The following is a 21,206-nucleotide window of genomic DNA, read 5'->3' on the forward strand; positions in this document are numbered from 1 at the left end:
TAATATATCAACTCTTGTTTTTTTCGTCAACTGTTTTTCTAAAAAAACTTTTAAAAAAAGATAGACCCGCTTGAACCGGTAAAACGCTACCCGTTCGCGGGTCTTTTTCGTTACGCTTGTTTTTGCGATTGTCCTTGAGAAGCAGGCTTTTCTTGTAAGCGATGCAGCATTAAAATCTGGTACGCGTTACAAATCAAGAGTGTCGCAAGCGCTGCCCATAACATTCGTTTATCTTGTGTTGCCTGCAATGCAGGTACCCATTCAATCAACGTGATGACTGTCATGAGGAACAATGTTGGAATGAACGCTGTAAAGTTCGTTTCTCGTGCTTTCGTCCGCGCGACTAGGAAGGCAATTAACAGTAAGACGACCATCTCACCAATATAGAGGCTAGTCTTATCGAAGCCGTATGCTAATCCGCGTAGATAGACACCATCAAACAGTGCAAATGCGATCAATACGATCTGGACACGATTCCAAAGCTTTGCGCCCCGGAATAAGTCGAGTCCGACACGATGTAAGATCAAGTACGAGAAAAAACCCATTAAACTGATGGCTGTCCACGTACTGCTGTAGGAGAGAGCTGTTACATATCCGCTAATCGATTGATTTCGGATATATCCAGGTTCTGCTACCAAGTTAAACACGAAGCCGGCGAGCGTTCCGATTAGGAGCGTCATCCAAAACAGCTTCAAAAATCCTTTAATCTTCATTCTTATCCCTCTACTTTTTCGATGACACGCGTGGCGAGTTCATTATAGTACGTCTCAAATGGATGATCATCGCGATAGATAGATGGAGCGAAGTCCGCATCATTCGCATATGGTTGTCCAAGTGGAATCTTAGCTAGAATATCGGTTTTTAACGCTTCTGACAACCTCTCTCCGCCACCACTACCGAAGACATATTCTTTTTCGCCTGTCACTTTACTTTCAAAGTACGCCATGTTCTCGACGATTCCGAGTAAGCGATGGTTCGTTTTGATGGCCATTGCTCCTGCTCGTGCTGCAACGAAAGCGGCTGTTGCATGAGGTGTCGTGACGATGACTTCCTGACAGCTCGGGAGCATCGAATGAATATCAAGCGCGACATCCCCTGTACCTGGTGGGAGATCCAGCAATAAATAATCGAGATCGCCCCATTCAACGTCCGCGAAGAAGTTATTGAGCATCTTCCCGAGCATTGGTCCACGCCAGATGACAGGTGCATTGTCTTCGACGAAGAAGCCCATCGAGATGACCTTGACGCCAAAACGCTCTGGTGGAACGATCCGGTCATTGACGACAGTCGGTCGTGTTTCAATCCCCATCATGTCAGGTACACTAAAACCATAGATATCGGCATCAATCAAACCGACCTTCTTCCCTGCTCGTGCAAGTGCCACTGCTAAGTTAACGGAAACGGTCGATTTCCCGACACCACCCTTACCAGAAGCAATTGCGATGAATGTCGTACCGGATTCCGGTTTTAGGATCGATGGTGTCGTCGCCGCTTGAATCCCGTGATCACCAAGTGCCTCAAAGCGAAGTCCAACCGTTTTGAATCCTTTTTCTTTTAGTTCCTTGACGATTTGCTGTTGGAGCACGAGTTGCTCCCCAGAACCAGATTGAGCTAAAGCGATTTTAAGACTGACATAATCACCTTTAATCCGGACGTCACGAATGCCGTTCGTATCTGCAAGCGGGCGGTCAATCGTCGGATCGACGAGCGTTCCGACTACCTCGCGAATTTCTTGTTCATTCAACATAGTGCCTTCCCCCTGAAAACGTTCGATTTAATCCTTATTAGTATAACAAAAATAAGAGAGCGCTTGCACATTTCGACACCGGAAAGGATGACTTTTCCATGTCCGATGTCGCTTTTCATCATTTAGAGTAATCATCGGCTCTTGTTAGAACATCCGATTCCATGTACTAGGACCCACGACACCATCAACTTCGAGTCCTTGACGTGTTTGGTAGGCACGGACCTTTTGAGTCGTCTCTGTATCAAAACGGCGAGTTATGGTCGCTTTGACAGCCCGCTGGATCCGTTCGATATCCCTTGGATTCATATTCGCGGCACCTTGATACAACGGACGACCTGGATATGGAACGATCGCACTCTCTTTCGTCGTCCTTTTAGAAGCTTTTAGTAATTCAAAATGTGGATAGTCTTTAAAGCTCTTCCAGTCCCCACCCCAAGAAAAACCACGTCGTTTCATCGCAGCAACGATTATTTGAAACGCTTGATCATTTTGAAACAATGCTTGCGTACCATCTCGGGAATATTGAAAGAGATCGACAGCAATCCCACGATTATGATTTGATTGTCCCCCGCGTGCATTCGTCACGATCGGTCCCTCTGTCGTCCGTCCTTGTGCATATAAGCGATTCTGCTCCGCAATGGAACGATACCCTTGAGCGACACCGACATAAATTCCTTGCGTATGCATCTCTCGGATGACCTCACGTGTTCGCTTGGCAACTTCCGGTGAAAGACCTGAAGCATTCAACTTCCGATTCGCTCGCTCGAGTAACCAGCTGATCGATAATGCCATCTATGCTCACTCCCCTTTGTCTTCTGTTCCCAAAAACAAAATCCGCTATACTTATGAAATGCAGAACGATGCTAACTGACATCAAAAGGAGCAGTTTATGAAAATACGTATCATTTGGACATTTGGCGCCACATGCCCCTTGCCTCTTAGCTTTATCCTTCACTTTATGCTACAGCCCGCTACAACTACCAAAACAGAGTTACCGGACAATGCCACCCTCTTGAGTGAAGAAACCTCTTTTACAGCACAGGTTGGTCAAGCGACAACACACACTCCTATCGAATTCGTACAATCTTTATTTCTTTGGAGCATTCCGCTGACGATTGTCCTCCTTTATCTGCTTCTGACCTTGCTACACCGATTACGCATAACCAAGTCGACCTCACTTTAACCGCTGTTCTGACACTGTGTCAGAACAGCGGTTTTTTATACACAAAAAAACCTCCCACCACAAGGGTGAGAGGGATTCGAAAAGAATTAACGTTTCGAGAACTGTGGTGCACGACGAGCTGCTTTAAGACCGTATTTTTTACGCTCTTTCATACGAGCGTCACGAGTCAAGAAGCCTTTCGCTTTAAGTGCGCCGCGGAATTCTGGATCCGCTTGAAGAAGAGCACGTGAGATACCGTGACGGATAGCGCCTGCTTGACCAGTGAAGCCGCCGCCTTTGACCGTTACGATTACATCGTACTTGCCTTCTGTTTCTGTGATTACGAGTGGTTCTTTTGCAGTCATGATCAATGTCTCATAACCGAAGTATTCGCTGATATCGCGACCGTTAACTGTGACTTTACCGTCTCCAGCAACGAGGAAAACGCGCGCTGCCGCGTGTTTCCGGCGACCAGTGCCGTAGTAACGTACATCTGCCATCGTGTAGTTCCTCCTAAATTCGTATTAACCGCGAAGTTCGTAAACTTCTGGTTGTTGTGCTTCGTGCTTGTGTGCAGCTCCAGCGTAGACGTGGAGTTTGTTGAACATTTGACGACCGAGGCTACCTTTTGGAAGCATCCCTTTGATCGCGAGTTCAAGCATGCGCTCAGGTTTGTTAGCAAGCATATCGCGTGCAACAGTCTGCTTTAAGCCGCCTGGATGACCAGAGTGACGGTAGTAGACTTTTTTGTCGAGTTTGTTACCAGTTAAAACGATTTTCTCAACGTTGATGAGGATAACGTTATCCCCACAGTCAACGTGTGGTGTGAACGTAGGCTTGTGCTTACCACGGAGAAGTGATGACACTTCGCTCGCAAGGCGACCGAGTGTTTTACCTTCAGCGTCGATAAGGAGCCATTTGCGTTCTACATCAGTAGCTTTCGCCATGAAAGTTGTGCGCATGTAAAATACCTCCTAAGGAATTAAAAGTTCTGTTTTTGATTTTTCATTTATTCACTAGGTGAATCTATCATAATCTTAGGTGTACGGGGCTAAGATTGTGGTTTCATAATAAATGAAATGCCAATAAACATTGTATGTTTTTTAATGACCAATGTCAATTGCCTTTTTTCACTCCGGATAGAAAACTTCCCATAGGTAAAGTCCATGGGGAGGTGCCGTCACGCCCGCTACGTTCCGGTCCTTTGCCAGCAACATTTTTTTTATGTCCTCTGGCTCGAAGCGCCCGCGACCAACGTCGAGTAACGTCCCGACCATGATCCGGATTTGATTATACAAAAAACCACTGCCCTGGAACCGAAAGACGAGCTCGTCACCGACCGTCATCAACTCTGCCTCGTAAATCGTCCGGACACGGTTATCCGTTTCCGTCTTCGTGACACAAAACGAACTGAAGTCATGCGTCCCGACGAGATGAGCCATCCCTTGACGGATTCGCTCGAGATCGAGCGGATACGGAATATGGACCGATAGATTCCGACGAAACGCATTTTCTTCGCGACGTACGAAATACCGGTATTCCTTCCCTATGACGTCGTAACGTGCTTCGAAGGCCGGTTCAACCTCTTCACAGCTCCGGACACGGATATCCGCTGGTAAGAGCGTATTGAGTGCCTTGACGACGTTCTCTGGAGGAATCGATAGTTCTGTGTCAAAATGAATGACTTGCCCGTAAGCATGGACTCTCGCATCGGTCCGTCCCGATCCAATGATCTTAACAGGATGTTTGTGCATCCGCGCAAGCGTTGTTTCGATCACCTCTTGAATCGTCAATCCATTTGGTTGAACTTGATACCCAGCATAGCCGGTTCCGTCATATTGAATCGTACATTTTAAACGACGCATCAGCCAATCCCTCGCAATCCTACTAAACTGACCATAATAAGGACGAGTAAGACCATTAGACCGGTATCGCGCATCGTCCACTTGGATTCACGTAAACGAGTCCGTCCCTCTCCTCCACGATACCCCCGAGCTTCCATCGCTGTCGCGAGATCCTCTGCTCGCTTAAAGGCAGAGATGAATAAGGGAATCAATAACGGAATGATTGCCCGGACCCGTTCCTTGATTGGTCCAGCCGCTAAATCGACGCCACGTGCTTGCTGTGCCTTCATGATCTTCTCTGTCTCCTCTGCTAAGGTCGGCAGGAATCGAAGCGAGATCGATAACATAAGCGCGATCTCATGCGTTGGAACACGAACGACCTTGAACGGCTTCAATAATAATTCAATCGCATCTGTCAGTTCGATCGGAGACGTCGTCAAAGTGACGAGTGTCGTGATCGAGACCAGATAGAAGAAACGCAACGAGACGATGATCGCGAGTCGCAGTCCTTCTTCATAAATCCGTAACCAGCCGAGTTCGAAAATCACAGCCCCTTCACGTGTAAAGAATAGCTGGATGACGAACGTAAAAACGATTAGAAACAGAATGGGTCGTAGCCCCTTTAGAACATACCGAAGCGGCAACTGACTACTCATGAGTGCGAGAAACGTAAAGACAAGTAAAAAGATGTTCGTTGCTGCATTGTTTGCAAGAAAGACGAGCGGAATGAAGCAAAAGGCAAAAATGATCTTTGCGAGTGCTGACGAGCGGTGTAAATACGACTGACCAGGAATATGTTGTCCAACGATCATTCGCTCACCCCTTTCGTCATCAACCAATCGATCAATTCTGTCTCCGTCCGAATTTCTGGACGCTCCAACCCACGCTGATCAGCCACTTGCCAAGCAAGCGACAACACGTGTGGAAGATCGAGATGAAACTGCTCAAGTAACGTCTCTTCTCGGAATAAGTCGAGCGGTAGCCCGTCAAACGCCACCTGGGCGTCTTCCATGACGATGACACGTTCGGCATACTCAAGCACCTGATCCATATCGTGCGTGATTAAGAGTAACGTCAGCCCTGTCTCCGCATGAAGTCGGGCAAATAGACTTAGCATATGCTTGCGCCCTTGCGGATCGAGTCCTGCCGTCGGCTCATCGACGATCAACACGTCTGGTTGACTAGCGAGTACGCCAGCAATTGCTACACGCCTCATTTGCCCACCAGACAGGTCAAACGGCGAACGACTCCAAAAGACTTCATCGAGTCCAACAGTCCGTAATGCTTCTTTTGCTAATTCCTCAGCAGTCGCGGCATCATGACCGAAATTCATCGGACCGAACATGACATCTTTTAAGACCGTCTCTTCGAACAATTGATATTCTGGATATTGAAAAACAAGCCCGACACGACGTCTTAATGGCTTGAGGTCCTGTTTTTTCTTTGGTTCGACGATGATGTCGTCCACTTGTACCTTCCCCGCTGTCGGCTTGAGCAGCCCATTGATATGCTGCACGAGCGTCGATTTCCCGGATCCAGTATGCCCTACAAACGCAACAAGCGCCCCTGACGGAATCTCAAGATTCACATCACGTAGCGCGACTCGTTCGAACGGACTATTGAGTTGATACGTATAATTTAATTCCTGGATTAAGATTGGCATAAACGGTTCACCAATTCTCTTTCATCTAGTATCGTCTCCTCGAGTGAGAGACCTTGCGCCCGTAAGCGTTCTTGTACCCGAACAACGAATGGAACATCGAGTCCGATGTCTTCTAAGAACGATGCATGACGAAAGACTTCCTGAGGGGATCCTTCTAATACGATTTTCCCAGCATCCATTACGATGACACGACTAGCCCGTAACACTTCGTCTAATTCATGTGTAATCGCGATGACCGCCATTGGGTGGGTCGCGTGCAGTTCCTGAACGGTCGACATGACCTCTTGACGTGCTAATGGATCAAGCATTGATGTGGCTTCATCCAGCACGAGAACATCAGGGCGCATCGCAAGCGCCGAAGCGATTGCGACACGCTGCTTCTGTCCGCCGGATAGTTGATGGGGTTCCCGATCAACAAAATCCGTAAGGCCAACGCGCGCTAGACTGTCGTCGATACGACGAACCATTTCCTCGCGTGGCACACCCCAGTTTTCTAAGGCGAATGCCACGTCGTCGCGCACGGTCGTGCCAACGAATTGATTATCTGGATTTTGGAAGACGATACCGATTGCTCGGCGCATCTCCCACAGTTGCTCCGGATTCGCACTTGAAAAGCGCTCAGCAACCGTAACGGTCCCTGTCTCCGGTAACAACAATCCATTAAACAATTTCGTCAGCGTTGATTTTCCAGAGCCGTTGTGACCAACGATGGCGACCCATTCACCTGAACGAATCGTCAGAGAGACTTCTTGTAAGGCTGCTTGTTCCTGTTCCGGATACCGATAGGTGACCTGTTCCAGTTCAATCAGCTTGTCCATGATCTCTCCTCCTTCATCAAATCAATACTTTCTTTTTGTAGCAAAAGGGCAGAAGCGGGATACGCACTGCCCTTTTATGGCGAATCATTTAATGAGGATTAAACGAGTTCGATGATGACCATTTCTGCGCCGTCACCACGACGTGGTCCCATTTTCATGATACGTGTGTAACCACCTTGACGCTCAGCAAAACGTGGAGCCACATCAGCGAATAATTTTTGGATCGCGTCTTGTGCTTTGCCCTCTGCGTTTTGACCAGCAGCTTCACGGCGAACGAACGATGCAACTTGACGACGAGCGTGGAGATCACCGCGTTTACCTAAAGTGATGAGTTTCTCTACGACTGGACGAAGTTCCTTCGCTTTTTGTTCTGTAGTTTGGATACGCTCATTGATGATGAGATCAGTCGCAAGGTCACGCAAAAGTGCCTTACGTTGTGAGCTTGTACGGCCTAATTTCGAGTATGCCATGGATGGATTCCCTCCTTCGTGCAATTAATAGTATTAGTCTTCTTTGCGCAAGCCTAGTCCGAGTTCGTCGAGTTTCGCTTGAACTTCCTCGAGTGATTTACGTCCGAGGTTACGGACTTTCATCATCTCGTCTTCGCTCTTGTTCGCGAGTTCTTGAACCGTGTTGATACCAGCGCGTTTCAAACAGTTGTACGAACGAACTGAAAGATCGAGTTCTTCGATCGTCATTTCGAGTACTTTTTCTTTTTGATCTTCTTCCTTTTCGACCATGATTTCAGCATGGAGCGCTTCGTCCGTAAGACCAACAAAAATGTTTAAGTGTTCTGTCATGATTTTTGCACCGAGTGACACTGCTTCTTCAGGGCGGATTGAACCGTCCGTCCAAACATCAAGCGTCAACTTATCGAAGCTCGCATCTTGACCAACACGTGTTTTTTCAACTTGATAATTTACACGTTGAATTGGCGTGTAAATCGAGTCGATTGGGATTACACCGATTGGCATATCGTCCCGTTTGTTATCTTCAGCCTGAACATACCCACGACCACGGCGTGCTGTTAGACGCATATGAAGTGATGCACCTTCTGCAAGCGTTGCGATGTGAAGTTCTGGGTTGAGGATTTCGACGTCGCTGTCATGCGTAATGTTCGCAGCAGTGACAACACCAGCGCCTTGAATATCGATCTCAAGCGTTTTCTCTTCTTCCGAATACACTTTGAGGGCGAGTTTCTTAAGGTTCAAGATGATTTGGGTAACGTCTTCTACAACGCCATCAATCGTCGAGAACTCATGAAGAACGCCATCGATTTGGACTGCAGTGACTGCAGCACCCGGAAGTGAAGACAATAGGATACGACGCAAAGAGTTACCAAGCGTTGTACCGAATCCACGCTCAAGCGGCTCAACTACGAATTTACCAAACGTAGCGTTCTCGCTTAACTCGATCGTTTCAATCTTCGGTTTTTCGATTTCGATCATCTGAACCCCTCCTTGAATATCGTCATGTTGGCCATCGCATTCAATCGCCAACCGTCTTGTGTACGTTTCTACTGCCTTGCTTGGTCAAACGATCAACAAAAGTCTACTCGAATCCCCGCTCTGCAGTACAAGACGGGTTACACGCGACGACGTTTTGGAGGGCGGCAACCGTTGTGTGGTACTGGAGTGACGTCACGGATTGCAGTGACTTCGAGACCGATTGCTTGAAGAGCACGGATAGCTGCTTCACGACCTGCACCAGGACCTTTAACGTTAACTTCTACAGTACGCATACCGTTATCCATTGCTGTTTTAGCAGCTGTTTCAGATGCCATTTGTGCAGCGAAAGGAGTCGATTTACGTGAGCCTTTAAAGCCCATGTTACCTGCAGTTGCCCAAGAGATTGCATTCCCTTGCACATCAGTGATCGTAACGATTGTGTTGTTGAATGTTGAACGGATATGCACGATACCAGATTCAATATTCTTTTTGACTTTACGTTTACTACGAACGTTCTGTTTACGTTTTGCCATTTTAGTTTACCCTCCCTTACTTCTTCTTGTTCGCTACTGTACGGCGTGGGCCTTTACGAGTACGCGAGTTGTTTTTAGTGTTTTGACCACGAACTGGAAGACCACGACGGTGACGAACACCACGGTAGCAACCGATTTCGATCAAACGTTTGATGTTGAGTGAGATTTCACGACGAAGGTCACCCTCAACTTTGATTTTGTCTAAACCATCACGAAGTTGGTTCAATTGTTCCTCAGTCAAGTCGCGAGTACGAGTATCTTCAGAGATACCAGTTTCTTTCAAGACTTTCTGAGCAGTCGTTTTACCAACACCATAGATGTAAGTGAGTGAGATGACGATGCGTTTCTCACGTGGAATATCTACACCAGCAATACGTGCCATGTGTGCACCTCCTTGTTTAATTACCCTTGTTTTTGTTTATGCTTAGGGTTTTCGCAAATAACCATTACTTTGCCTTTACGGCGGATAACTTTACATTTTTCACAGATCGGTTTAACCGAAGGTCTTACTTTCATTGTGAATACCTCCTCCTGAAAAAATCGGAGTTTTTATTTGAAACGGTATGTGATCCGTCCGCGAGTCAAGTCGTATGGTGACAACTCAACCGTTACTTTATCTCCTGGCAAGATCCGAATGAAGTGCATCCGAATTTTTCCTGAGACGTGCGCGAGGACCGTGTGGCCGTTTTCTAACTCCACCTTAAACATCGCGTTTGGAAGCGGCTCGATAACCGTACCTTCCACTTCGATTACATCTTGTTTCGCCATCAATTATACCCCTTTCTCTATAAAGTTGATTGGGAGCCCAGACGATTTGTAGCGCTAGGGGCTTTCTACAAGAGCCATTGAGAGATCATCGGTCACAAACACGAGTGGATACTGGCTTATAGAAAGGTGACACCAATAACGCGCACAGCTCACTCTGCATCGACCGTTAAGATCTCGTAGCCGTCGTCTGTGATGGCGATGGTGTGCTCAAAGTGGGCGCACATGCTACCGTCCACCGTCACTACCGTCCAATTGTCGGATAGTGTGCGAACATAGCGTTTCCCGACATTGACCATTGGCTCAATTGCCAGTGTCATGCCGGTTTTCAGGCGCGGCCCTTTCCCCGGTGGTCCATAATGTGGAATTTGCGGATCTTCATGCAAATTTTGTCCCACGCCGTGGCCCACATATTCGCGGACTACAGAAAAATTCGCTGCTTCAACATGTGACTGAATCGCATGCGAAATATCTGTCAGGTGCACGCCAGCTTTGGCGCGCTCCAATCCTTTATACAGAGATTCTTCAGTTACGTCAAGTAACCGCTTCGTCTCTTCAGAGATTGTACCTACCGGATATGTCCAGGCTGAATCTCCGTGATACCCATTGTACTCTGCTCCGATGTCAATCGAGATGATGTCACCGTCCTGAAGTACACGATCTCCCGGAATACCATGGACAAGCTCTTCGTTCACAGAAGCACAGATGCTTCCTGTGAAACCATTATACCCTTTAAACGATGGTGTTGCCCCTTGACTTCGAATATAGCGTTCAGCGATCGCGTCGAGTTGCCCCGTCGTGATACCTGGGCGAATATGAGCTTGAAGCTCCTTATGCGTCCGGGCGACGATTTGTCCTGCTTTACGCATGATGTCGATTTCACGCGGCGCTTTCGTGATGATCATTACTGATCACCAAGGAGTGCCTGAACATCGGAATATACATCGTTGATCGGACGATCACCGTCCAAATTACGAAGATACCCTTTTTCTGCGTAAAAGTCAATCAAAGGTTGCGCTTGTGCGACGTTGACTTCCAAGCGACGACGTACTGTCTCCTCTTGGTCATCTTCACGTTGTACAAGTGCTGATCCGTCAATATCACAAATCCCCTCCACTTTTGGTGGGTTATAGAGAACGTGATACGTTGCTCCACAAGTTGGGCAAATCCGGCGACCTGTCAAACGAGGGACAAGTTTCTCCGGGTCTACACCGATGTGAATGACGTGATCAATTTGTTTGCCCAGATCTTCAAGTAATGCTTCAAGAGCATCGGCTTGTTTCACTGTGCGTGGGAAACCGTCAAGGAGAAAACCATTTGCACAGTCTTCTTTGGCGAGACGCTCACGTACGATGCCGATTGTGACTTCGTCCGGAACGAGTTCCCCTTTATCCATGTATGATTTCGCTTCTTGCCCGAGTGGCGTCGAATCTTTGATCGCCGCACGGAACATGTCGCCTGTCGAGATGTGGGGGATCGCATAGTCTTCGATGATTTTCGCAGCCTGCGTTCCTTTACCAGCACCCGGCAAACCCATCAATACTAGATTCATGTCGGTAGCCTCCACTTCTATAGCTCTATAGACACAACAGAAAGGAAAGGGATGGTCCCCTTCCTCCCGCCTTATCGGATAAAGCCTTTGTAGTGTCGTTTAACCAGTTGGCTTTCAATCTGTTTCATCGTTTCTAGTCCTACACCGATGACGATCAGCAAGCTCGTTCCACCAATTTGCACCGAGTTCGGTAAGCCAGCAAACTTAATAAAGAATGTCGGCGTCACCGCGATGACAGCGAGGAAGAGTGAACCGAAGAATGTCAGACGGTATAGAATCTTCGTGATGTACTGTTCCGTTTGCTTACCAGGACGAATACCAGGAATGTATCCGCCTTGTTTTTGAAGGTTCTCTGCCATTTGTTCCGGGTTAACCTGAACGAATGTGTAGAAGTACGAGAACGCGATGATCAGTGCCACATAGATCGACATACCGATTGGACTCGTATAGTCGAAAATGTCACGGATCTTCGTTGCCGTTTCCGGACTTGCAAAGAAACTCGCAATCGTTGGTGGCGTCACCATGAACGACACCGCGAAGATAACTGGAATAACACCGGCAGCGTTCAATTTGATCGGTAAGTGTGCCGATTGACCGCCAACTGGTGTCCGGTTCACCGTACGCTTAGCGTACTGAATCGGAATCTTACGTGCAGCTTGCTGTACGTAGATGACTCCGACGATGACCGCGATGATGATTAAAAGTAAAAGTACGATATAAAGCACGTTCACAAACAAAGCATCCCCTGCATTTTGGAGCTTCGTTTCGTAAATCTGGCGGAATGCATTCGGGAAGCCCGCGACGATCCCAGCGAAGATGATCATTGATATCCCGTTACCAATGCCCTTCTCCGTGATGAGTTCACCGATGAACATCAAGAATGCTGTTCCCGCTGTCAATACGAGTGCAATCATAACGTATGTCCAGGTGCCGAACTGTTCGTCGACAAGACCTGGGTAGATACGGTTAAATCCAAGCGCGATTCCAAACGCTTGGACTAAGCCGAGTACGATCGTTCCATAGCGCGTTACCGTTGCTAACTTCTTACGGCCCGCCTCTCCTTGTTTTGCCCATTCGGCAAACTTTGGAACAACGTCCATCTGTAAGAGTTGGACAACGATCGAGGCCGTGATATACGGCATGATTCCCATCGCAAAGAGTGAGAAATTCTGCAAAGCATTCCCACCGAACGAGTTCAAGAAACCAAGAATACCATTCTGGTCAATCTTGAACACTTCCGTGTTTACCATCGGCACTGGGATATGTGCTCCGATCCGGAACACGATGACCAAGGCCAAGGTAAAGAGAATGCGCCGACGAATGTCAGCTACGCGCCACATATTGGAGATCGCTTGAAACATTAGATCACCTCAACCGTACCGCCGGCAGCTTCGATCGCTTGCTTCGCAGCTTCGGAGAACTTATGAGCTTTAACTGTTAGTTTCTTTTCGATCTTACCGTTAGAAAGGATCTTAACGCCGTCTTTCATGCCTTTGACTGTACGAGTCTCGACAAGAAGTTCTGGAGTGATTTCAGTTCCTTCTTCAAAACGGTTGAGTGTGTCAAGGTTAATGACCGCGAACTCTTTACGAGTTGGGTTGTTGAAGCCGCGTTTTGGTAAACGACGGTAAAGTGGGTTTTGTCCACCTTCGAAACCTGGACGAACACCACCGCCTGAACGAGCTTTTTGACCTTTGTGACCACGGCCAGAAGTCTTACCGTTACCAGAAGACATACCGCGACCTACACGGTTGCGTTCTGAACGTGAACCAGCAGCTGGTTTCAATTCATGGAGTTTCATAGTGGGGCACCTCCTCATAAAATTATATCGAACTATTACTCTTGAATTTCTTTTACTGTCACTAAGTGTGACACGTGGTTAATCATCCCACGCATAGCAGCGTTGTCAGGTACGACAACAGTCTGGTGCATCTTGCGGAGACCAAGCGTACGAGTAGTAACGCGTTGGTTCTCCGGACGACCGATCATGCTGCGTGTGAGGGTAACTGCGAGTTTCGCCATCTGTTTTCCCTCCCTTTCTTAACCGCGAAGTTCTTCGACGGTTTTACCGCGGAGTTTCGCAACTTCTTCAGCACGTTTGAGTGATGTGAGACCTTGAACAGTCGCACGAACCATGTTGATTGGAGTGCTTGATCCAAGTGATTTTGAAAGAATGTCGTTGATTCCCGCTAATTCGAGAACCGCACGAACTGGACCACCAGCGATGACTCCAGTACCTTCAGAAGCAGGCTTCAAGAAGACGTGACCTGCACCGAATACACCGTTGACTTCGTGTGGAATTGTTGTGTTAACGATTGGGACGTTAACCATGTTTTTCTTAGCATCTTCGATTGCTTTACGGATCGCTTCAGGCACTTCCTGAGCTTTACCCGTACCGAAACCTACGTGACCATTCTTGTCACCAACGACGACGAGTGCAGCAAAACGGAAGCGACGGCCACCTTTTACTACTTTCGCGACGCGGTTTACGGTAACAACGCGTTCTTCGAGTTGATCCATGTTAATTTCTAACTGGCGCATGTAGAGGTTCCCTCCTTTTCTATTAGAATTTGAGACCAGCTTCACGAGCTGCTTCAGCTACAGCTTTGATACGTCCATGATAGAGATATCCTCCACGGTCGAAAACGACTGTTTCGATACCCTTTTCAAGAGCGCGCTCAGCTGCAAGCTTACCAACTGCTGTTGCAGCGTCAGTCGTGTTGCCTTTTTCAAGGTCGAGTGATGATGCAGATGCGAGTGTTGCATGTGTTGCATCGTCAATGACTTGTACGTAAATGTTCTTGTTCGAACGGAATACGTTCATACGTGGACGTGTTGCTGTCCCGATGATTGTACGACGGACACGACCATGACGTTTTTTACGCGTAGCGTTTTTATCTGCCTTTGAGATCATTTATGCCACTCCTTTCCGGTCAATTCGCATTCGCGAATTACTTACCTGTTTTACCTTCTTTACGACGAACGACTTCATCACTGTAACGAATACCTTTACCTTTGTACGGCTCAGGTTGACGGTACGAACGGATCAATGCAGCGACGTGACCAACACGTTCTTTGCTGATTCCGCGAACGATGATTTGCGTATTCGTAGGAACTTCGACTTCGATGCCTTGTTCCGGAGTGTACTCGATTGGGTGTGAGTAACCGAGGTTGAGTACGATTTTGTTACCTTGCTTTTGTGCACGGTAACCAACACCTTGGATATCGAGTGTCTTAGCGAAACCGTTGTTTACACCTTCGACCATGTTCGCGATAAGCGCACGAGTCGTTCCGTGGATCGTACGGCTTGCTTTCTCGTCGTTCGGACGAGTGACAGTCAATTCATTACCTTCTACGTTGATCGCCATAGCTGGGCTGAACTCGCGTGTGAGTTCCCCTTTAGGACCTTTTACCGTAACCGTGTTGTTTTCAACTGTTACTGTAACGCCTGCTGGGATGACGACTGGCTTTTTACCAATACGTGACATTTAAGACACCTCCGTTCTTTTTATGCGTGTATTACCAGATGTATGCGATCACTTCGCCGCCGACTTTTTGTTGGCGAGCTTCTTTGTCAGTCATTACACCTTTAGATGTTGAAACGATAGCGATTCCGAGACCACCGAGTACTTTCGGGATTTCATCAGCTTTCGCGTAAACGCGAAGACCTGGTTTCGAGATACGTTTGAGTCCAGTGATAACGCGCTCGTTGCTTGCGCCATATTTAAGGAATACGCGGAGCGTACCTTGTTTGCTGTCCTCGAGATATTCAACATCGCGGATGAAACCTTCACGTTTGAGGATTTCAGCGACTTCACGTTTGATTGTAGAAGCTGGCATTTCCAACTTCTCATGGCGAACCATGTTTGCATTACGAATGCGTGTAAGCATATCTGCAATCGGATCTGTCATAACCATGCGATGTACCTCCTTTCACAACTTTAATGAATTACCAGCTTGCTTTTTTAACACCAGGGATTTGACCTTTATGAGCAAGATCACGGAACTTAATACGGCTGATACCGAATTTACCAATGTAACCGTGTGGACGGCCAGTGATACTACAACGGTTGTGTAAACGAACCGCTGAAGAGTTACGTGGGAGTTTGCTCAAGCCGATGTAGTCGCCTTGTGCTTTCAATTCTGCGCGTTTTTCTGCGAAGCGCTCAACGAGTGCTTGACGTTTTACTTCACGTGCGATCATTGATTTCTTAGCCATGTTGTCGACCTCCCTTATTTTTGGAATGGCATGCCGAGTGATGTGAGAAGCTCACGTGACTCTTCATCCGTGTTAGCAGTAGTTACGATAACGATGTCCATACCACGGACTTTCGATACGCGATCGTAGTCGATCTCTGGGAAGATCAATTGTTCCTTCACGCCTAGCGTGTAGTTACCACGGCCATCGAAAGATTTTTTCGATACGCCACGGAAGTCACGTACACGTGGAAGTGACACGTTGATCAACTTGTCGAGGAATTCGTACATGCGCTCGCCACGAAGTGTAACCTTCGCACCGATTGGCATACCTTCACGAAGTTTGAAACCAGCGATTGATTTCTTAGCTTTCGTGATGAGTGGCTTCTGACCAGTGAGGAGCTGAAGCTCTTCGACTGCCATGTCAAGTGCCTTAGAGTTCGTAACAGCGTCACCAACACCCATGTTGATTACGATTTTATCGACTTTCGGCGCTTGCATTACAGAACTGTAGTTGAATTTCTCCATCATTACTTTGACGATTTCGTCTTGGTATTTAGCTTTTAAACGGTTCATCAGAAAGTGGACCTCCTTTCTTTAAATCTTCTTATTTATCTAAAGCTTCGCCCGATTTTTTAGCGATACGTACTTTCTTGCCGTCAACCACAGTGAAACCAACACGTGTTGGGTTACCTGTCTTAGGGTCGATGAGCATAACGTTCGATACGTGAATCGGTGCTTCTTTCTCGACAATTCCGCCTTGCGGGTTGAGTTGAGAAGGTTTTGAGTGTTTTTTGATCATGTTAACGCCTTCGACGATTACGCGATCTTTTTTAGGCATAGCTGTAAGGACAACGCCTTGTTTGCCTTTGTCTTTACCAGTCATAACCTGAACTTTATCACCTTTTTTGACATGCATCGTTAGAGCACCTCCTTGTAGGAATTCTTTGGAATTAAAGTACTTCCGGTGCCAACGAGACGATCTTCATGAAGTCTTTTTCACGAAGTTCGCGTGCGACTGGTCCGAAGATACGTGTGCCACGTGGGCTTTTGTCATCTTTGATGATGACTGCTGCGTTTTCGTCAAAACGGATGTACGAACCGTCTTTACGACGAACGCCACGTTTAGTACGAACGACTACTGCGCGTACAACTTCACCTTTTTTGACAACGCCACCTGGTGTTGCTTGTTTTACTGTACAAACAATTACGTCACCAATGTTAGCAGTTTTACGACCAGAACCACCGAGGACTTTGATCGTCAAGACTTCACGAGCTCCTGAGTTGTCTGCTACTTTTAAGCGAGATTCTTGTTGAATCATACGATTGTACCTCCCTCCGGATGTTTATTCACCCGAACTAATTAGAGTTTAGATGATTACTGCTTCTTCAATGACTTCTACGAGACGGAAACGTTTGTCCTTAGATAATGGACGTGTTTCTTGAATGCGTACAACATCACCGATTTTAGCTGTGTTGTTTTCATCATGCGCTTTGTACTTTTTAGAGTAGTTTACGCGTTTACCGTAAAGCTTGTGCTTTACTTTTGTTTCAACTGTAACTACGATCGTTTTGTCCATTTTGTCAGAAACGACGCGTCCAGTTAACACTTTGCGGTTGTTAGTGCGTTCCATTGAGTGTTCCTCCTCTCAGAATCCGAGTGAATTATGCGTTGTTGATGCCGAGTTCGCGTTCACGAAGAACGGTTTTCGCGCGTGCAATCGACTTGCGCACTTCACGGATACGAGCAGGGTTCTCAAGCTGACCAGTCGCGAGTTGGAAACGAAGGTTGAACAACTCTTCTTTCCACGAACCGACTTTACCGTTAAGCTCTTCAGTTGTTTGCTGACGGAGATCAGTTGCTTTCATTCGTATCACCACCATTTTCTTCACGTTTTACGAACTTACATTTTACTGGAAGTTTGTGTGATGCAAGACGGAGAGCTTCGCGTGCGATCTCTTCCGATACTCCTGCGATTTCGAACATTACTTTACCCGGTTTGACGACTGCTACCCAGCCCTCCGGAGCACCTTTACCTGAACCCATTCGGACTTCAAGAGGTTTTTTAGTGTATGGCTTGTGTGGGAAGATCTTGATCCACACTTTACCACCACGTTTCATATAACGAGTCATCGCGATACGCGCTGATTCGATTTGACGGCTAGTGATCCAGCTAGCTTCTTGAGCTTGGATACCGAACTCGCCGAAGTGTACTGTAGTACCACGTTTCGCTTTACCACGCATGTTGCCGCGGTGAACACGACGATATTTTACACGTTTTGGTAACAACATGTTGTGTTGCCTCCTTCCCTAGACGGATGTGGATTATTCTTCGTTTGCTGCTGCTTTTTTCGTAGGAAGCACTTCACCGTGGTGGAGCCATACTTTTACGCCAATTTTGCCGTAAGTTGTATCAGCTTCTGCAGTACCGTAATCGATGTCTGCACGGAGTGTATGAAGTGGAACTGTTCCTTCCGAATACTTCTCAGAACGAGCGATATCAGCGCCACCAAGACGACCAGAAACTTCAGTCTTGATTCCTTTGATACCTGAACGCATTGAGCGTTGGATTGATTGCTTCATAGCACGACGGAACGATACGCGACCTTCAAGTTGGCGAGCGATGTTCTCAGCGACGAGCTTAGCAACTGCATCCGGGTTTTTCACTTCAACGACGTTAACGTGAACGCGTTTGCCTTTTGCAAGGTTAGTGATGTCTTTACGAAGTGTTTCGATTTCAGAACCGCCTTTACCGATAACCATACCAGGCTTAGCAGTGTGAAGTGAGATGTTCAAGCGGTTAGCTGCGCGCTCGATTTCTACTTTAGAGACACTAGCGTCTTTAAGACGTTTTTCGATATATTCACGAACTACGTAGTCTTCATGAAGGAGATCAGCATAGTCTTTATCTGCGAACCAACGTGATTCCCAGTCTTTGATGATACCTACGCGAAGACCAGTTGGGTTAATCTTCTGACCCACGGTAATCCCTCCTTATTTTTCAGATACCACGATGTGAACGTGGCTCGTACGTTTGTTGATGCGGCTTGCGCGACCCATTGCACGTGGGCGGAAACGTTTGAGCGTTGGACCTTCGTTTACGTAAGCCTCAGTGACTACGAGGTTTTCGATGTTCATGTCGAAGTTGTGCTCAGCGTTCGCGATTGCCGATTTCAATACTTTCTCAACGATTGGCGTTGCTGCCTTGTTCGTGTAAGCAAGAATCGAAAGTGCTTCGCCGATTTGCTTCCCGCGGATTAAGTCTACTACGAGACGTGCCTTACGAGGAGCAATGCGAACCATATTAGCCGATGCTTTTGATTGCATAATGAGTACCTCCCCTCAGATTAACGTTTCGTTTTCTTATCGTTTCCAGCATGTCCTTTGTAAGAACGTGTTGGAGCGAATTCACCAAGTTTGTGACCGACCATATCTTCTGTCACGTAAACCGGTACGTGTTTACGACCATCGTAGACAGCGATCGTGTGACCGATGAACTCTGGGAAGATTGTCGAGCGGCGTGACCAAGTTTTGATGACATGTTTGTCACCAGCTTCGTTGGCTTTATCAACCTTAGCGAGCAGATGGTGATCTGCGAATGGACCTTTTTTCAAGCTGCGACCCATAGTTGTACCTCCCTTTGGCATGATTCAGGAACGGTTCCTACGAACCGTCCAGAAATCATGTAATTATTTTTTAGAACGACGGACGATATATTTATCGCTCGCTTTGTTTTTCTTACGAGTTTTGTATCCGAGTGCCGGTTTACCCCAAGGAGTAAGTGGGCCCGAACGACCGATTGGAGCACGTCCTTCACCACCACCGTGTGGGTGATCGACTGGGTTCATGACAGAACCACGAACTGTAGGACGTTTTCCGAGCCAGCGTGAACGACCAGCTTTACCGATATTGACGAGCTCGTGCTCTTCATTACCGACAGCGCCGACTGTTGCACGGCAAGTAGCAAGGATCATACGAGTTTCGCCTGATTGAAGACGAACGATTGCGTATTTACCATCTTTACCGAGAAGCTGAGCAGAAGTACCAGCTGCGCGAACGAGCTGACCACCTTTACCTGGCTTAAGTTCGATGTTGTGGATCAACGTACCGACTGGGATGTTTGAAAGTGGAAGAGCATTACCGACTTTAATGTCAGCTTCTGGTCCAGCCATGACTTGCATGTCTACTTTCAAGCCTTTCGGTGCGAGGATGTAGCGTTTTTCACCATCGATGTAGTGGATCAATGCGATGTTAGCAGAGCGGTTTGGATCGTATTCAATTGTAGCGACACGACCAGCGATGCCATCCTTGTTCCGTTTGAAGTCGATGATACGATATTTACGTTTGTGTCCGCCACCTTGGTGACGTACTGTCAAGCGACCTTGGTTGTTACGTCCGCCCTTTTTCGAAAGCTTTTCAGTTAACGATTTTTCAGGACGTGAAGCCGTAATCTCAGCAAAGTCAAGTGCAGTCATATTACGACGACCGTTAGTGGTCGGTTTAAACTTTTTAATTCCCATCGAGAGTTCCCTCCTTTTCTACAGAGTTCCGATTAACCGAGGTAATCGAGTTCTTTGCTATCTGCAGTAAGCGTGACGACCGCTTTTTTGCGGCGTGCTGTGTAACCAGCGTGACGACCTACGCGTTTTGCTTTTGGTTTTGAGATCAATGTGTTGACTTTGTCAACTTTCACTCCGAAGATCGCTTCGACTGCATCTTTGATTTGAGTCTTAGATGCCTTCACGTCTACTTCGAATGTGTACTTTTTCTCAGCCATTTGGTTTACTGAACGTTCAGTAATGACAGGACGTTTGATAATGTCGTGTGTGTGTGCCATTATGCAAGCACCTCCTCTACTCTCGCAACAGCGTCCTTCGTAATGATGACTTTGTCATGAGCGACAAGATCAAGGACGTTTACACCTGCAGCGTCAACGACTGTGACACCTGGGATGTTGCGTGTTGAAAGAACGACTGACTCGTTGTAATCAGCAGTAACGACGAGAACTTTACGTTCGATTGAAAGAGCAGCGAATACTGCGATCATGTCCTTAGTTTTAGGAGCATCGATTGTCAATCCTTCAAGAACGATGAACTCGTTGTTAGCGACTTTCGAAGAAAGTGCTGAACGAAGTGCGAGACGACGAACCTTTTTAGGAAGTTTATAAGCGTACGAACGTGGTGTTGGACCGAAGACTGTTCCACCGCCAACCCATTGTGGCGAACGGATCGAACCTTGGCGTGCACGACCAGTACCTTTTTGTTTCCATGGTTTACGGCCGCCACCGCGAACTTCCGAGCGACCTTTTGTATCATGTGTACCTTGGCGACGTGAAGCTTGTTGCATGACGATTGCATCGTATACGACTGCTTCATTTGGCTCGATTCCGAAAACGGCATCTGCGAGCTCGATGTCTCCAACTTGTGTACCTGTTTGGTTAAGCAAAGCTACTTTAGGCATTCGTTATTCCTCCTTT

37 protein-coding genes are annotated in these 21,206 nt (G+C 47.3%); all 37 read right to left on the reverse strand.

Annotated elements, in window-relative coordinates:
- Positions 1-110 precede the first annotated feature (110 nt).
- Positions 111-713: a KinB-signaling pathway activation protein gene (locus ACV3PA_RS01680; protein ID WP_023466658.1), complete on the reverse strand. Its 603-nt coding sequence runs from the start codon at positions 711-713 to the stop codon at positions 111-113.
- Positions 714-715: 2 nt separating this feature from the next.
- Entirely contained in the window at positions 716-1,747 is a 1,032-nt protein-coding gene (locus ACV3PA_RS01685; protein ID WP_035413182.1) for an Mrp/NBP35 family ATP-binding protein, read from the reverse strand.
- A 144-nt stretch (positions 1,748-1,891) separates the two neighbouring features.
- Positions 1,892-2,539, reverse strand: coding sequence for a M15 family metallopeptidase (locus ACV3PA_RS01690; RefSeq protein ID WP_456125518.1), 648 nt, complete (start codon positions 2,537-2,539; stop codon positions 1,892-1,894).
- Positions 2,540-3,016: 477 nt separating this feature from the next.
- Positions 3,017-3,409 (reverse strand): 30S ribosomal protein S9, encoded by a 393-nt coding sequence (rpsI, locus tag ACV3PA_RS01695; RefSeq protein WP_023466655.1) that lies wholly within the window; start codon positions 3,407-3,409, stop codon positions 3,017-3,019.
- Between the two features lie 24 nt (positions 3,410-3,433).
- Entirely contained in the window at positions 3,434-3,871 is a 438-nt protein-coding gene (gene rplM, locus ACV3PA_RS01700) for a 50S ribosomal protein L13 (RefSeq protein WP_023466654.1), read from the reverse strand.
- Positions 3,872-4,039: 168 nt separating this feature from the next.
- Positions 4,040-4,774 (reverse strand): tRNA pseudouridine(38-40) synthase TruA, encoded by a 735-nt coding sequence (gene truA, locus ACV3PA_RS01705; protein ID WP_456125519.1) that lies wholly within the window; start codon positions 4,772-4,774, stop codon positions 4,040-4,042.
- Positions 4,774-5,565 (reverse strand): energy-coupling factor transporter transmembrane component T family protein, encoded by a 792-nt coding sequence (locus ACV3PA_RS01710; RefSeq protein ID WP_456125520.1) that lies wholly within the window; start codon positions 5,563-5,565, stop codon positions 4,774-4,776. The genes truA and ACV3PA_RS01710 overlap by 1 nt, the downstream gene beginning before the upstream one ends.
- A complete protein-coding gene (locus ACV3PA_RS01715) occupies positions 5,562-6,416 on the reverse strand; it encodes an energy-coupling factor transporter ATPase (RefSeq protein WP_456125521.1) in 855 nt (284 codons plus the stop codon). The genes ACV3PA_RS01710 and ACV3PA_RS01715 overlap by 4 nt, the downstream gene beginning before the upstream one ends.
- Entirely contained in the window at positions 6,404-7,234 is an 831-nt protein-coding gene (locus ACV3PA_RS01720; RefSeq protein ID WP_023466650.1) for an energy-coupling factor ABC transporter ATP-binding protein, read from the reverse strand. The genes ACV3PA_RS01715 and ACV3PA_RS01720 overlap by 13 nt, the downstream gene beginning before the upstream one ends.
- A gap of 98 nt (positions 7,235-7,332) precedes the next feature.
- The gene (gene rplQ, locus ACV3PA_RS01725) at positions 7,333-7,704 is read right to left on the reverse strand and encodes a 50S ribosomal protein L17 (RefSeq protein ID WP_023466649.1); all 372 of its coding nucleotides are present in this window, start codon (positions 7,702-7,704) and stop codon (positions 7,333-7,335) included.
- A 33-nt stretch (positions 7,705-7,737) separates the two neighbouring features.
- Positions 7,738-8,682: a DNA-directed RNA polymerase subunit alpha gene (locus tag ACV3PA_RS01730; protein ID WP_023466648.1), complete on the reverse strand. Its 945-nt coding sequence runs from the start codon at positions 8,680-8,682 to the stop codon at positions 7,738-7,740.
- Between the two features lie 137 nt (positions 8,683-8,819).
- Positions 8,820-9,215, reverse strand: a complete 396-nt coding sequence (rpsK, locus tag ACV3PA_RS01735) for a 30S ribosomal protein S11 (protein WP_053451737.1) — start codon at positions 9,213-9,215, stop codon at positions 8,820-8,822.
- Between the two features lie 16 nt (positions 9,216-9,231).
- Complete coding sequence (gene rpsM, locus ACV3PA_RS01740) at positions 9,232-9,597, reverse strand: 30S ribosomal protein S13 (protein WP_023466646.1); 366 nt, start codon at positions 9,595-9,597, stop codon at positions 9,232-9,234.
- A 20-nt stretch (positions 9,598-9,617) separates the two neighbouring features.
- Positions 9,618-9,731 carry a 50S ribosomal protein L36 gene (rpmJ, locus tag ACV3PA_RS01745; protein WP_003156543.1) on the reverse strand — a complete coding sequence of 38 codons (114 nt, stop codon included), beginning with the start codon at positions 9,729-9,731 and terminating at the stop codon, positions 9,618-9,620.
- A 33-nt stretch (positions 9,732-9,764) separates the two neighbouring features.
- Positions 9,765-9,983, reverse strand: a complete 219-nt coding sequence (infA, locus tag ACV3PA_RS01750) for a translation initiation factor IF-1 (protein ID WP_012369032.1) — start codon at positions 9,981-9,983, stop codon at positions 9,765-9,767.
- Positions 9,984-10,132: 149 nt separating this feature from the next.
- Positions 10,133-10,885, reverse strand: coding sequence for a type I methionyl aminopeptidase (gene map / locus ACV3PA_RS01755; RefSeq protein ID WP_023466644.1), 753 nt, complete (start codon positions 10,883-10,885; stop codon positions 10,133-10,135).
- Positions 10,885-11,532: an adenylate kinase gene (locus ACV3PA_RS01760; protein ID WP_023466643.1), complete on the reverse strand. Its 648-nt coding sequence runs from the start codon at positions 11,530-11,532 to the stop codon at positions 10,885-10,887. The genes map and ACV3PA_RS01760 overlap by 1 nt, the downstream gene beginning before the upstream one ends.
- A gap of 71 nt (positions 11,533-11,603) precedes the next feature.
- Positions 11,604-12,893, reverse strand: coding sequence for a preprotein translocase subunit SecY (gene secY, locus ACV3PA_RS01765; protein ID WP_023466642.1), 1,290 nt, complete (start codon positions 12,891-12,893; stop codon positions 11,604-11,606).
- A complete protein-coding gene (gene rplO, locus ACV3PA_RS01770; RefSeq protein WP_047390602.1) occupies positions 12,893-13,333 on the reverse strand; it encodes a 50S ribosomal protein L15 in 441 nt (146 codons plus the stop codon). Before rplO ends, secY begins: the two co-directional genes overlap by 1 nt.
- A gap of 35 nt (positions 13,334-13,368) precedes the next feature.
- On the reverse strand, positions 13,369-13,554 hold the full coding sequence (gene rpmD / locus ACV3PA_RS01775; RefSeq protein WP_023466640.1) for a 50S ribosomal protein L30: 186 nt from the start codon (positions 13,552-13,554) through the stop codon (positions 13,369-13,371).
- An 18-nt stretch (positions 13,555-13,572) separates the two neighbouring features.
- Entirely contained in the window at positions 13,573-14,073 is a 501-nt protein-coding gene (gene rpsE / locus ACV3PA_RS01780) for a 30S ribosomal protein S5 (protein ID WP_050677141.1), read from the reverse strand.
- 22 nt (positions 14,074-14,095) lie between these two features.
- Positions 14,096-14,446: a 50S ribosomal protein L18 gene (rplR, locus tag ACV3PA_RS01785; RefSeq protein WP_029343092.1), complete on the reverse strand. Its 351-nt coding sequence runs from the start codon at positions 14,444-14,446 to the stop codon at positions 14,096-14,098.
- A gap of 37 nt (positions 14,447-14,483) precedes the next feature.
- Entirely contained in the window at positions 14,484-15,020 is a 537-nt protein-coding gene (gene rplF, locus ACV3PA_RS01790; protein ID WP_053451738.1) for a 50S ribosomal protein L6, read from the reverse strand.
- A 31-nt stretch (positions 15,021-15,051) separates the two neighbouring features.
- On the reverse strand, positions 15,052-15,450 hold the full coding sequence (rpsH, locus tag ACV3PA_RS01795) for a 30S ribosomal protein S8 (protein ID WP_012369023.1): 399 nt from the start codon (positions 15,448-15,450) through the stop codon (positions 15,052-15,054).
- A gap of 31 nt (positions 15,451-15,481) precedes the next feature.
- The gene (gene rpsN / locus ACV3PA_RS01800) at positions 15,482-15,751 is read right to left on the reverse strand and encodes a 30S ribosomal protein S14 (protein ID WP_035413163.1); all 270 of its coding nucleotides are present in this window, start codon (positions 15,749-15,751) and stop codon (positions 15,482-15,484) included.
- 14 nt (positions 15,752-15,765) lie between these two features.
- A complete protein-coding gene (rplE, locus tag ACV3PA_RS01805; RefSeq protein WP_053451739.1) occupies positions 15,766-16,305 on the reverse strand; it encodes a 50S ribosomal protein L5 in 540 nt (179 codons plus the stop codon).
- A gap of 31 nt (positions 16,306-16,336) precedes the next feature.
- The gene (rplX, locus tag ACV3PA_RS01810; protein ID WP_012369020.1) at positions 16,337-16,648 is read right to left on the reverse strand and encodes a 50S ribosomal protein L24; all 312 of its coding nucleotides are present in this window, start codon (positions 16,646-16,648) and stop codon (positions 16,337-16,339) included.
- Positions 16,649-16,682: 34 nt separating this feature from the next.
- On the reverse strand, positions 16,683-17,051 hold the full coding sequence (gene rplN, locus ACV3PA_RS01815) for a 50S ribosomal protein L14 (RefSeq protein ID WP_012369019.1): 369 nt from the start codon (positions 17,049-17,051) through the stop codon (positions 16,683-16,685).
- 48 nt (positions 17,052-17,099) lie between these two features.
- On the reverse strand, positions 17,100-17,363 hold the full coding sequence (gene rpsQ, locus ACV3PA_RS01820) for a 30S ribosomal protein S17 (RefSeq protein WP_023466634.1): 264 nt from the start codon (positions 17,361-17,363) through the stop codon (positions 17,100-17,102).
- A 31-nt stretch (positions 17,364-17,394) separates the two neighbouring features.
- Positions 17,395-17,598, reverse strand: coding sequence for a 50S ribosomal protein L29 (gene rpmC, locus ACV3PA_RS01825; RefSeq protein WP_012369017.1), 204 nt, complete (start codon positions 17,596-17,598; stop codon positions 17,395-17,397).
- Positions 17,585-18,022 (reverse strand): 50S ribosomal protein L16, encoded by a 438-nt coding sequence (gene rplP / locus ACV3PA_RS01830; protein WP_012369016.1) that lies wholly within the window; start codon positions 18,020-18,022, stop codon positions 17,585-17,587. The genes rpmC and rplP overlap by 14 nt, the downstream gene beginning before the upstream one ends.
- A gap of 33 nt (positions 18,023-18,055) precedes the next feature.
- The gene (rpsC, locus tag ACV3PA_RS01835; protein ID WP_023466633.1) at positions 18,056-18,712 is read right to left on the reverse strand and encodes a 30S ribosomal protein S3; all 657 of its coding nucleotides are present in this window, start codon (positions 18,710-18,712) and stop codon (positions 18,056-18,058) included.
- Between the two features lie 12 nt (positions 18,713-18,724).
- The gene (gene rplV, locus ACV3PA_RS01840; RefSeq protein ID WP_012369014.1) at positions 18,725-19,057 is read right to left on the reverse strand and encodes a 50S ribosomal protein L22; all 333 of its coding nucleotides are present in this window, start codon (positions 19,055-19,057) and stop codon (positions 18,725-18,727) included.
- Between the two features lie 20 nt (positions 19,058-19,077).
- Positions 19,078-19,356, reverse strand: a complete 279-nt coding sequence (gene rpsS, locus ACV3PA_RS01845) for a 30S ribosomal protein S19 (protein WP_012369013.1) — start codon at positions 19,354-19,356, stop codon at positions 19,078-19,080.
- Positions 19,357-19,419: 63 nt separating this feature from the next.
- Positions 19,420-20,250, reverse strand: coding sequence for a 50S ribosomal protein L2 (gene rplB / locus ACV3PA_RS01850; RefSeq protein ID WP_023466632.1), 831 nt, complete (start codon positions 20,248-20,250; stop codon positions 19,420-19,422).
- Positions 20,251-20,282: 32 nt separating this feature from the next.
- On the reverse strand, positions 20,283-20,567 hold the full coding sequence (gene rplW, locus ACV3PA_RS01855; protein WP_023466631.1) for a 50S ribosomal protein L23: 285 nt from the start codon (positions 20,565-20,567) through the stop codon (positions 20,283-20,285).
- Entirely contained in the window at positions 20,567-21,190 is a 624-nt protein-coding gene (rplD, locus tag ACV3PA_RS01860) for a 50S ribosomal protein L4 (protein WP_023466630.1), read from the reverse strand. The genes rplW and rplD overlap by 1 nt, the downstream gene beginning before the upstream one ends.
- Positions 21,191-21,206: the final 16 nt, after the last annotated feature.

Source organism: Exiguobacterium sp. EA-TM-5, assembly GCF_053878415.1.

Bases quoted from the DNA above. Each gene is read 5' to 3' on its own strand.
- rplP (WP_012369016.1), bottom strand. From the start codon at position 18,022: ATGTTGTTACCAAAACGTGTAAAATATCGTCGTGTTCACCGCGGCAAC.
- secY (WP_023466642.1), bottom strand. From the start codon at position 12,893: ATGTTTCAAGCGATCTCCAATATGTGGCGCGTAGCTGACATTCGTCGG.
- rplB (WP_023466632.1), bottom strand. From the start codon at position 20,250: ATGGGAATTAAAAAGTTTAAACCGACCACTAACGGTCGTCGTAATATG.
- rpsH (WP_012369023.1), bottom strand. From the start codon at position 15,450: ATGGTTATGACAGATCCGATTGCAGATATGCTTACACGCATTCGTAAT.
- ACV3PA_RS01710 (WP_456125520.1), bottom strand. From the start codon at position 5,565: ATGATCGTTGGACAACATATTCCTGGTCAGTCGTATTTACACCGCTCG.
- truA (WP_456125519.1), bottom strand. From the start codon at position 4,774: ATGCGTCGTTTAAAATGTACGATTCAATATGACGGAACCGGCTATGCT.
- rplV (WP_012369014.1), bottom strand. From the start codon at position 19,057: ATGCAATCAAAAGCATCGGCTAATATGGTTCGCATTGCTCCTCGTAAG.
- rpsN (WP_035413163.1), bottom strand. From the start codon at position 15,751: ATGGCTAAGAAATCAATGATCGCACGTGAAGTAAAACGTCAAGCACTC.
- rplW (WP_023466631.1), bottom strand. From the start codon at position 20,567: ATGGCACACACACACGACATTATCAAACGTCCTGTCATTACTGAACGT.
- map (WP_023466644.1), bottom strand. From the start codon at position 10,885: ATGATCATCACGAAAGCGCCGCGTGAAATCGACATCATGCGTAAAGCA.
- rplO (WP_047390602.1), bottom strand. From the start codon at position 13,333: ATGAAACTCCATGAATTGAAACCAGCTGCTGGTTCACGTTCAGAACGC.
- ACV3PA_RS01715 (WP_456125521.1), bottom strand. From the start codon at position 6,416: ATGCCAATCTTAATCCAGGAATTAAATTATACGTATCAACTCAATAGT.
- rpsQ (WP_023466634.1), bottom strand. From the start codon at position 17,363: ATGGAACGCACTAACAACCGCAAAGTGTTAACTGGACGCGTCGTTTCT.
- rplN (WP_012369019.1), bottom strand. From the start codon at position 17,051: ATGATTCAACAAGAATCTCGCTTAAAAGTAGCAGACAACTCAGGAGCT.
- rpsE (WP_050677141.1), bottom strand. From the start codon at position 14,073: ATGCGCCAGTTAGAAATTAACATGGATCAACTCGAAGAACGCGTTGTT.
- rplX (WP_012369020.1), bottom strand. From the start codon at position 16,648: ATGCATGTCAAAAAAGGTGATAAAGTTCAGGTTATGACTGGTAAAGAC.
- rplD (WP_023466630.1), bottom strand. From the start codon at position 21,190: ATGCCTAAAGTAGCTTTGCTTAACCAAACAGGTACACAAGTTGGAGAC.
- infA (WP_012369032.1), bottom strand. From the start codon at position 9,983: ATGGCGAAACAAGATGTAATCGAAGTGGAAGGTACGGTTATCGAGCCG.
- ACV3PA_RS01720 (WP_023466650.1), bottom strand. From the start codon at position 7,234: ATGGACAAGCTGATTGAACTGGAACAGGTCACCTATCGGTATCCGGAA.
- rplF (WP_053451738.1), bottom strand. From the start codon at position 15,020: ATGTCACGTATTGGTAAAAAGCCAGTCGTCATCCCAGCAGGCGTTACA.
- ACV3PA_RS01690 (WP_456125518.1), bottom strand. From the start codon at position 2,539: ATGGCATTATCGATCAGCTGGTTACTCGAGCGAGCGAATCGGAAGTTG.
- rpsI (WP_023466655.1), bottom strand. From the start codon at position 3,409: ATGGCAGATGTACGTTACTACGGCACTGGTCGCCGGAAACACGCGGCA.
- rpmC (WP_012369017.1), bottom strand. From the start codon at position 17,598: ATGAAAGCAACTGATCTCCGTCAGCAAACAACTGAAGAGCTTAACGGT.
- ACV3PA_RS01680 (WP_023466658.1), bottom strand. From the start codon at position 713: ATGAAGATTAAAGGATTTTTGAAGCTGTTTTGGATGACGCTCCTAATC.
- rpmJ (WP_003156543.1), bottom strand. From the start codon at position 9,731: ATGAAAGTAAGACCTTCGGTTAAACCGATCTGTGAAAAATGTAAAGTT.
- rpsK (WP_053451737.1), bottom strand. From the start codon at position 9,215: ATGGCAAAACGTAAACAGAACGTTCGTAGTAAACGTAAAGTCAAAAAG.
- rplQ (WP_023466649.1), bottom strand. From the start codon at position 7,704: ATGGCATACTCGAAATTAGGCCGTACAAGCTCACAACGTAAGGCACTT.
- rpsM (WP_023466646.1), bottom strand. From the start codon at position 9,597: ATGGCACGTATTGCTGGTGTAGATATTCCACGTGAGAAACGCATCGTC.
- rpmD (WP_023466640.1), bottom strand. From the start codon at position 13,554: ATGGCGAAACTCGCAGTTACCCTCACACGCAGCATGATCGGTCGTCCG.
- rplM (WP_023466654.1), bottom strand. From the start codon at position 3,871: ATGCGCACAACTTTCATGGCGAAAGCTACTGATGTAGAACGCAAATGG.
- ACV3PA_RS01760 (WP_023466643.1), bottom strand. From the start codon at position 11,532: ATGAATCTAGTATTGATGGGTTTGCCGGGTGCTGGTAAAGGAACGCAG.
- rplR (WP_029343092.1), bottom strand. From the start codon at position 14,446: ATGATCTCAAAGGCAGATAAAAACGCTACGCGTAAAAAACGTCATGGT.
- ACV3PA_RS01730 (WP_023466648.1), bottom strand. From the start codon at position 8,682: ATGATCGAAATCGAAAAACCGAAGATTGAAACGATCGAGTTAAGCGAG.
- ACV3PA_RS01685 (WP_035413182.1), bottom strand. From the start codon at position 1,747: ATGTTGAATGAACAAGAAATTCGCGAGGTAGTCGGAACGCTCGTCGAT.
- rpsS (WP_012369013.1), bottom strand. From the start codon at position 19,356: ATGGGTCGCAGCTTGAAAAAAGGTCCATTCGCAGATCACCATCTGCTC.
- rplE (WP_053451739.1), bottom strand. From the start codon at position 16,305: ATGAACCGTTTAAAAGCTAAATACCAAGACGAAATCGTCAAAGTAATG.